Origin of the sequence: Kitasatospora sp. NPDC059571 (assembly GCF_042735675.1) — a bacterium.
In the GTDB taxonomy this organism is placed as follows: Bacteria; Actinomycetota; Actinomycetes; order Streptomycetales; family Streptomycetaceae; genus Kitasatospora.
Map to the genome: position 1 here is coordinate 1 of NZ_JBHWBW010000384.1, position 7667 is coordinate 7667.

Annotated in this window: 8 protein-coding genes and 4 tRNA genes; 6 read left to right on the plus strand and 6 right to left on the minus strand. The window is 74.5% G+C overall.

What is annotated here, in order from left to right; all coding sequences use genetic code 11:
* Positions 1 to 81 precede the first annotated feature (81 nt).
* From ACFV0G_RS30355 to ACFV0G_RS30375, 5 genes are all read left to right on the plus strand, one after another.
* Positions 82 to 157, plus strand: a tRNA-Gly gene (locus ACFV0G_RS30355).
* Positions 158 to 317: 160 nt separating this feature from the next.
* Complete coding sequence (locus tag ACFV0G_RS30360; protein WP_380554978.1) at positions 318 to 1292, plus strand: ABC transporter ATP-binding protein; 975 nt, start codon at positions 318 to 320, stop codon at positions 1290 to 1292.
* Complete coding sequence (locus ACFV0G_RS30365; RefSeq protein ID WP_380554980.1) at positions 1289 to 2131, plus strand: ABC transporter permease; 843 nt, start codon at positions 1289 to 1291, stop codon at positions 2129 to 2131. Before ACFV0G_RS30360 ends, ACFV0G_RS30365 begins: the two co-directional genes overlap by 4 nt.
* Positions 2132 to 2162: 31 nt before the next feature.
* Positions 2163 to 3440 (plus strand): sensor histidine kinase, encoded by a 1278-nt coding sequence (locus tag ACFV0G_RS30370; RefSeq protein WP_380554982.1) that lies wholly within the window; start codon positions 2163 to 2165, stop codon positions 3438 to 3440.
* The gene (locus tag ACFV0G_RS30375) at positions 3437 to 4051 is read left to right on the plus strand and encodes a response regulator (protein WP_380554984.1); all 615 of its coding nucleotides are present in this window, start codon (positions 3437 to 3439) and stop codon (positions 4049 to 4051) included. The genes ACFV0G_RS30370 and ACFV0G_RS30375 overlap by 4 nt, the downstream gene beginning before the upstream one ends.
* A gap of 59 nt (positions 4052 to 4110) precedes the next feature.
* Here ACFV0G_RS30375 and ACFV0G_RS30380 read toward each other — a convergent pair whose 3' ends face one another.
* The 5 genes from ACFV0G_RS30380 to ACFV0G_RS30400 form a co-directional block, all read right to left on the minus strand.
* Complete coding sequence (locus tag ACFV0G_RS30380; protein WP_380554986.1) at positions 4111 to 4533, minus strand: MaoC family dehydratase; 423 nt, start codon at positions 4531 to 4533, stop codon at positions 4111 to 4113.
* Positions 4534 to 4538: 5 nt separating this feature from the next.
* Positions 4539 to 4997: a MaoC family dehydratase N-terminal domain-containing protein gene (locus ACFV0G_RS30385; RefSeq protein WP_380554988.1), complete on the minus strand. Its 459-nt coding sequence runs from the start codon at positions 4995 to 4997 to the stop codon at positions 4539 to 4541.
* Between the two features lie 100 nt (positions 4998 to 5097).
* Positions 5098 to 5262: a 50S ribosomal protein L33 gene (gene rpmG / locus ACFV0G_RS30390; RefSeq protein WP_006604855.1), complete on the minus strand. Its 165-nt coding sequence runs from the start codon at positions 5260 to 5262 to the stop codon at positions 5098 to 5100.
* A gap of 85 nt (positions 5263 to 5347) precedes the next feature.
* Positions 5348 to 5420 (minus strand) — tRNA-Met (locus tag ACFV0G_RS30395).
* A gap of 40 nt (positions 5421 to 5460) precedes the next feature.
* Positions 5461 to 5533: transfer RNA gene (locus tag ACFV0G_RS30400), tRNA-Thr, on the minus strand.
* Between the two features lie 231 nt (positions 5534 to 5764).
* Here ACFV0G_RS30400 and ACFV0G_RS30405 point away from each other — a divergent pair.
* Positions 5765 to 7030, plus strand: a complete 1266-nt coding sequence (locus ACFV0G_RS30405) for a hydrolase (protein ID WP_380554990.1) — start codon at positions 5765 to 5767, stop codon at positions 7028 to 7030.
* Between the two features lie 306 nt (positions 7031 to 7336).
* On the opposite strand, the gene ACFV0G_RS30410 is transcribed toward ACFV0G_RS30405, so the two are convergent.
* A tRNA-Tyr gene (locus ACFV0G_RS30410) sits at positions 7337 to 7417 on the minus strand.
* Positions 7418 to 7667 lie beyond the last annotated feature (250 nt).

A 7667-nucleotide genomic window follows, 5' to 3' on the forward strand; every position in this document is an offset into this window, starting at 1 on the left:
GACAGGGTGACGGTCGCGAGTGAGCAGCTCGTCGTCCGCTCTCAGTGTGAGCGCTACACAGCAGTACAACAGAAGAAGCATGCGGACGTGGCTCAGTTGGTAGAGCATCACCTTGCCAAGGTGAGGGTCGCGAGTTCGAATCTCGTCGTCCGCTCCAGTGCGAAAGGCCCCCTCACCGAGGGGGCCTTTCGCGTTCCCGGGGCCGGACCGCCCGGAGACACGCCATGACAAATGTCACCGCCGATCCGTGGATCCGCACCGGCGTCCGATGACGGCGCGCACTGCCCCCGGCTCCCGCCCGCCGGGACGCTGGGACCATGACCGACACCAGCCACCCGGCACCCGTGATCGAGGCCGCGGACCTGCACCGCCGCTACGGTCCCTCCGGCGCCGCCGGCTTCGACGCCGTCCGCGGCCTCGACCTCACCGTCCACCGCGGCGAGCTCTTCGCCCTGCTCGGCACCAACGGCGCCGGCAAGACCTCGACCATGGAACTGCTCGAAGGACTGGCCGCACCCACCGGCGGCCGGGTCCGGGTGCTCGGCCGCGACCCGCACCGCGAGCGGGCGGCCGTCCGCCCCCGGATCGGGATCATGCTCCAGGAGGGCGGCTTCCCCGGCGACCTGACCGTCGCCGAGACCTGCCGCGGCTGGGCCGGGCTCACCAGCGGCGCCCGCCCGGTCGACGAGGCCCTCGACCTGGTCGCCATGCGCGAGCGCCGGAACGTCCGGGTCAAGCAGCTCTCCGGCGGCGAACGCCGCCGCCTCGACCTCGCCGTCGCCCTGCTCGGCCGGCCCGAGGTGCTCTTCCTCGACGAGCCGAGCACCGGCCTCGACCCGGAGGCCCGCGCCGCCGTCTGGCGTCTGGTCCGCCGGCTGTGCGACGAGGGCACCACGGTGCTGCTCACCACGCACTACCTGGAGGAGGCCGAGGAGCTCGCCGACCGGCTGGCCATCATGCACGGCGGCCGCATCGTCGCGGACGGCACCGTCGCCGAGGTCAGCGCCCGCCGGCCGTCCCGGATCACCTTCGAGCTGCCCGAGCGCAGCGGCCCGTACGGGTCGCTCGGCCTCCCGCCGCTGGCCGGGGCCGAGGTCGCCGCCGACGGGCGCCGGATCACCGTCCGCACGCCGGACCTGCAGACCACCCTGACCGAGGTGCTCGGCTGGGCCGCGCACCACGGCGTCCGGCTGGGCGCCCTCGACGCCCGCAGCGCCTCCCTGGAGGACGCCTTCCTCGCCATCGCCGCCGAGGCGGCAGCCGCCCCCGAGCCGATCGGCAGCACCCGATGACCGCATCCGCCCTGCCCGCACCGGCCGCCGCCGCGGCCGTCCGCACCACGACCGCCGCCGGCCGTCTGCTGGCCCTCGGCCGGGCCGAGGCGACCCTGCTGCTGCGCAACCGCACCGCACTGTTCATGGCCGTCGCCATGCCGGTGGTGCTGACGGTGAGCCTCAAGGGGATCCTCGACCAGCAGGCCAAGGACCATTCCGACCTCGACCTGCACGCCGCCCTGGTCAACGGCGTCACCGGCCTCGTCCTGCTGTTCGTCGTCTACTACAACCTCACCGCCGCGTACACCGCCCGCCGCAGCGAGCTGGTGCTCAAGCGGCTGCGCACCGGCGAGGCCACCGACCTGGAGATCCTCGCCGGCACCGCGCTCCCCTCGGTCGCGCTGGGCCTGCTGGAGTGCGCACTGATCGGCGCCGGGGGCGCCGTCCGGCTGGGCCTGCCCGCCCCGGTGAACCCGGTCCTCCTGCTCGTCGGACTGCTGCTCGGCGTCGGCCTGCTGATCGCGCTCGCCGCAGCGACCAGCGCGGTCACCAAGTCGGTGGAGACCGCGGGCATCACCACCATGCCGCTGCTGCTCGTCGCCCAGCTCGGCTCCGGGCTGCTGATCCCGCTGGAGACCATGCCCGGACCGCTGGCGGCCGTCTGCCGCGCCCTGCCGACCACGCCCGCCTTCCAGCTGCTGCGCCTCGGCTGGTTCGGCTCGGACGGGTCGGATCCGCCGACCGGCTTCCTCGGCACCTGGCCGCAGGCGCTCCCCCACCTCGCGCTGGGCGCCGCCTGGCTGGCCGTCGCCGTCTGGGCCGCCCGCCGCTGGTTCCGCTGGGAGCCCCGGCGCTGACCCGCGGGTCCGCCGGTGGTGGGAGGATCTGATGCTCATGCATCCGTCGAGAGGGGACGACGTGGACGTGGCGAGGCCGGTCCGGCGCTGGCGCGCCCAGGGGAAGCCGCAGCGCACCGAACTGTTCCTGCGCTGGTCCGCGTACCTGGCCGGGGTGTTCCAGCCGATCCTGGTGGTCGGCGCACTCAGCGGGTCGGCCGGCCGCGCGGTGCCGCCGGTCGCCCGGGCCCTGATCATGGTGGCAGCGGTCGCCTCGACCGTCGTCTACGTGGTCTCCTGCCGGGTGGCGCTCGCCTCGTACCTGGGCCGGCGCCCGCGACCCACCGGCTGGCTGATCGCCTCGGCGCTGGTGATGCTGGGCAGCTTCTGGTCGGTGCTGGCCACCGCACCGGACGGCAGCAGCAGTCCCGTCCCGTCCTCGGTGACGGCCACCGCATGGCTGGCGGTGTTCTGGTTCGGGCCGCTGGCCGTCGCCCTGCCGGTCCGCGCCTGCGTGCCCATCGGCGTGCTCGCCCTGCTGCTCTCCGCGCCCGCCGCCGTGATCGGCGGCCTGCCGGCCGGCACCACCGCCGGGCTCCTGGTCGGCACCGCCGTCTCCATGGCGGTGATCGGCGCGACCTGGCGCTCCACCGCCTGGATCATCTCCGTGGTCTGGGAGCTCGACGCCGCCCGCGAGGCGCAGTCCCGGCTCGCGGTCGCCGAGGAGCGGCTGCGCTTCTCCCGGGACCTGCACGACGTGCTGGGCCGCAACCTCACCACCATCGCCCTCAAGAGCGAGCTGGCGGTCCGGCTGGCCCGCGGCGGCCGGGCCGAGGCCGCCGACCAGATGGTCGAGGTGCAGCGGATCGCCCAGGAGTCGCAGCGCGAGGTCCGCGAGGTGGTCCGCGGCTACCGAACCGCCGACCTGGCCGCCGAGGTCGCCGGGGCCCGCGCGGTGCTCCGCGCCGCCGGCGTCACCTGCGAGATCGACCTCGGCCCGGACGCCGCGGCGCTGCCGCCGCTCGCCCAGTCGGTGCTCGGCTGGGTGGTGCGCGAGGCCGCCACCAACGTGCTCCGGCACAGCGAGGCCGCGTCCTGCGCCGTCCGGCTGCGGGTCTCCGGCGGGACGGCGCTGCTGGAGGTGGAGAACGACGGTGTGGGCGAGCGCGGCGGGGCCGCGGCCGCCCCGGGCACCGGGCTGGTCGGGCTGCGGGAGCGGCTGGCCGCGCACGGCGGCCGGCTGACCGTTCCGCCGGCGTCCGGCGGCCGCTTCCGGCTGGCCGCGTCCCTCCCCCTCGACCTGCCCGCCCTGGAGGTGGCCGCCCCGTGACCGCACCCGTCCGCGTCCTGCTCGCCGACGACGAGCACCTGATCCGCGGGGCGCTGGCCACCCTGCTCGGGCTGGAGGACGACCTCCAGGTGGTGGCGCAGGCCGCCTCCGGGCCGGAGGCGGTGGCGATGGCCCGCGCCCACCGGCCGGACATCGCGGTGCTCGACCTCCAGATGCCGGGGCTGGACGGCCTGGAGGTGGCCGCCGAGCTCCGGCGCGAGCTGCCCCACTGCCGGACGATGATCGTCACCGGCCACGGCCGGCCCGGCTACCTCAAGCGGGCCCTGGAGGTCGGCGTCCGCGGCTTCCTGCCGAAGACGGTCTCCGCCTCAGACCTCGCCGGGATCATCCGCACGGTGCACGCGGGCGGCCGCTACGTCGACCCGGAGCTGGCCGCCGACGCGATCAGCGCGGGCGACAGCCCGCTCACCCCGCGCGAGACGGACGTGCTGGAGCTGGCCGCGCACGGCGCGTCGATCGCCGAGATCGCCGCACGGGCCGCGCTCTCCCCCGGCACCGTCCGCAACTACCTGTCCTCGGCCGCCGGGAAGCTGGGCGCCGAGAACCGCCACGCGGCCGCCCGGATCGCCCGCGAGCACGGCTGGATCTGAGCCGGGGCGGGGGGGGGGGGGCGCCGCGGGGCGCCCCCCCCCCCTCCCCGGGGCTCGACTCAGCCCAGCTGCACCACGGCGCGCGACATCCCGAGCACCTTCTGGCCGCCGCTGGTGGCCACCAGGTCGACCCGCACCCGGCGGTCGTCCAGCAGCGCCGCCACCTTGCCGGTGACCTCGATCACGGCGCCCACGCCGTCGTTCGGCACCGGGACGGGGCGGGTGAACCGCACCCCGTACTCGACCACCGCGGCCGGGTCGCCGACCCAGTCGGTGACCACCCGGACGGCCTCGGCCATGGTGAACATGCCGTGCGCGATGACGTCGGGCAGGCCGACCTCCAGCGCGAACTTCTCGTTCCAGTGGATCGGGTTGAAGTCCCCCGAGGCGCCGGCGTACTGCACCAGGGTGGCGCGGGTCACCGGGAAGGACTGCGCCGGCAGCTCGGTGCCGACCGCGACCTCGTCGAAGCTGATCGCCATCGGGCTCACTCCCCCGCCTCGTCGGCCGCACGCGCGACCAGGGTCATCACCGACGTCACCACGTGCTCGCCCGACTCGTCACTGACCTCGCCGCGCACGGACAGCACGTCGTTGCCGGCCAGCGACTTGATCGAGTCGATGGTCACCACGACGGAGAGCCGGTCGCCGGCCCGCACCGGGCGGGTGTACGCGAACTTCTGGTCGCCGTGCACGACCCGGCTGTAGTCCAGGCCCAGTTCGGGGTCGGTGACCACCTGGGCCGCCGCGGCGTACGTGATGACGAACGGGAAGGTCGGCGGGGCGATCACGTCCGGGTGCCCGAACGCCTTGGCCGCCTCCGGGTCGGTGTACGCCGGGTTCGCGTCACCGACCGCGAGCGCGAACTCGCGGATCTTCTCCCGGCCGACCTCGTACGGCGCGGTGGGCGGGTACGTCCGCCCGATGAACGAGGGGTCGAGCGGCATGGGCAACTCCTCCGGTGGCTCTGAGCGGCCGTCAGTCGGACGGCAGGCAAAACGACTCCAGGCCGCCCCTCGAAAGGGACGGCCTGGAGTCAAAGCAAGATCAGCGGGTCTCGCGGTGCGCCGTGTGCGAGTTGCAACGCGGGCAGTGCTTCTTCATCTCAAGACGGTCCGGGTCGTTACGCCGGTTCTTCTTGGTGATGTAGTTCCGCTCCTTGCACTCCACGCAGGCCAGCGTGATCTTCGGGCGGACGTCGGTGGCAGCCACGGGAGTGCCTTCCTGGGACAGCGAATAAGAACACAGACAAGTGTAGCCGATCGGGAGTTATCCACCCCCGATCGACTACGCGGGGTAGCGGTGACCGGACTTGAACCGGTGACACAGCGATTATGAGCCGCTTGCTCTACCAACTGAGCTACACCGCTTTGATGATGGGGAACCACCGGAGTGGATCCTTCTCACCAGAGCCCCCATGCGGAATCGAACCGCAGACCTTCTCCTTACCATGGAGACGCTCTACCGACTGAGCTATAGGGGCGAACGAGGAAGAGATTACACGGTTCCCGGCCAGAGGTGAAATCCGTATCCGGCGGGCAAGTCCCCAGGTCGGCGGGGGGCACAGATGCCCGCTTCACGTACGGCCGTTCGAGGCGGCCCGCGCCCCGGCCGGGGCCGACACGGCTTCAGCCCGCCTCCCGGCCCGCCACCCGCCGGCGCCCTAGGCTCGACCGGCAGCGATCTTCCGGATCCGGACAGGGAAGAGGTGCCGATGACCGCGGACGGCCCATCCGCCGACGGACCGCGCGCCGACCCGCCGGGCCCCAACCCGCTCGATCACGGACCGGTCCTGCTGCTCGCCGGCGCGCGGCTCGCGGACGGGCGCGTGGTGGACGTGCGGATCAGCGGCGACCGGATCCAGGCGGTGGGCACCGCCGGGAGCCTCGGCCCGCTGAAGGCGCTGCCCGGCGGGCCGACGGTGACCCACGGCGCGCGGATCGACCTCGCCGGCTACCTGCTGCTGCCCGCACCGGCCGAGGCGCACGGCCACTACGACGCCGCCTTCACCGCGGCGCTCCCCGCCGCTCCCGCCGAGGGCGGGCCGGACCTCGTCCGGCGGATCACCGAGGCCGCCCTGACCTCGCTCGGGTACGGGGCCACGGCGCAGCGCACCCATGTCCGGATCGGCGACGCGCACGGGCCGGCCCGGCTGGAGGCGGTGCTCGCCGCCCGCCAGGCGCTGCGCGGACTCGCCGATCTGCAGGCGGTGGCGATGCCCCGGCTGCTGACCGGCCTGGCGGGGGCGGACGGCCGGGCCCAGCTGCGCGAGGCGCTGCGGCTCGGCGCCGACGCCGCCGGCGGCTGCCCCGAGCTGGACCCGGACCCGGTCGGGTACGTCCAGGTGCTGCTGGAGGCGGCGGGCGAGGCGGACTGCCCGGTGGACCTGCACTGCTCCGGGGCCGAGCCGGCCCGGCTGGCCCGGATGGCGGCCGCGCTGGCGCCGCTGCGGCCCCGGGTCGTGCTCGGCCCGTGCAGTGCCCTGGGCCCGGGCGGGGCGGCGGTGCTGGCCGACGCCGGGGTACGGGTGGTCTGCCTGCCGCAGAGCGGCGGCTGCATCGGCACGCCCGGCCCCCCGATCGGCCTGCGACCCGGCACGGTAAGGGAGTTGGCGCAGGCCCGGGTGCCGCTGGCGGCGGGCGGCGGCGCGCTGCGCGATCCGTCCGCCGCGGTCGGCCGGGCGGATCCGCTGGAGGCCGCCTTCCTGCTGGCGGCCGGCGGCGGTCTTGGGCCGGAGTCCGCCTATGACGCCGTCTCCAACCAGGCGCGCGCCGCCCTCGGGCTGCCGCCCGTCCGGGTCGACGCCGGCTTCCCGGCCGAGTTGTTGGCCGTCCGCGGGGACAGCCTGGCGGGCGCCCTGGCGGGCGGGCACAGTCGACTGGTGGTGCACAGCGGGCGGGTGGTCAGCCGCACCAGCGCCGTCCGCGAGTTCGCGGACACCGTCACCCTCGCCCTCCCCCGGCAGAGCGGACCGGCCTGACCCGCCGACGGACACCGCGGCGGCACGAAGAGCCCTCCCGACACGTCGGGGTGGGCCGGCCGGGCGTCCCGGCGGTCGCCGGTTGGGAAGACGATCAGCTCGGACGGAGGACTCCCGACCAGCGGCCGGGCGCGCTCGCGATGGGGCTGACAGGCCGCCCCACCCCTCGGCACCACTCTGCTGCCGCAACCGCGTTATTGCAAGCTCCTCGCAATAAGGCTGCGGGCGGTCCGGCCCGGGTCGGGCGAGACGACAAGAAGGGCCCTGATCAGCGTCTCCACTGATCAGGGCCCTTCTCGGATCCTGTGGCTGGTGCAGGGTTCGAACCTGCGTAGCTTGCGCGACAGATTTACAGTCTGCTCCCTTTGGCCGCTCGGGCAACCAGCCAGGATTTCGTCTTGCGGGGCGCTGCCCCGTTCGACGCGTCAAACAATACCTGATCGACGGGGGTGGTTCGCCACTCGGTCGCCCGCCCGGCGGTCGGACGGGTCATCCGCCTGTCGGGGGCGTGGCGGCGCGCCGCTGGATAGGCTGGACCGGCGCCGGGGGGCCGGGGGGGGGGGGGTGCGGTTTTCCGGTATGCTATTGGTCGGAACACCGAGTGCGAAGGCGGTTTTGTCATAGTTGGGGAGGGTGT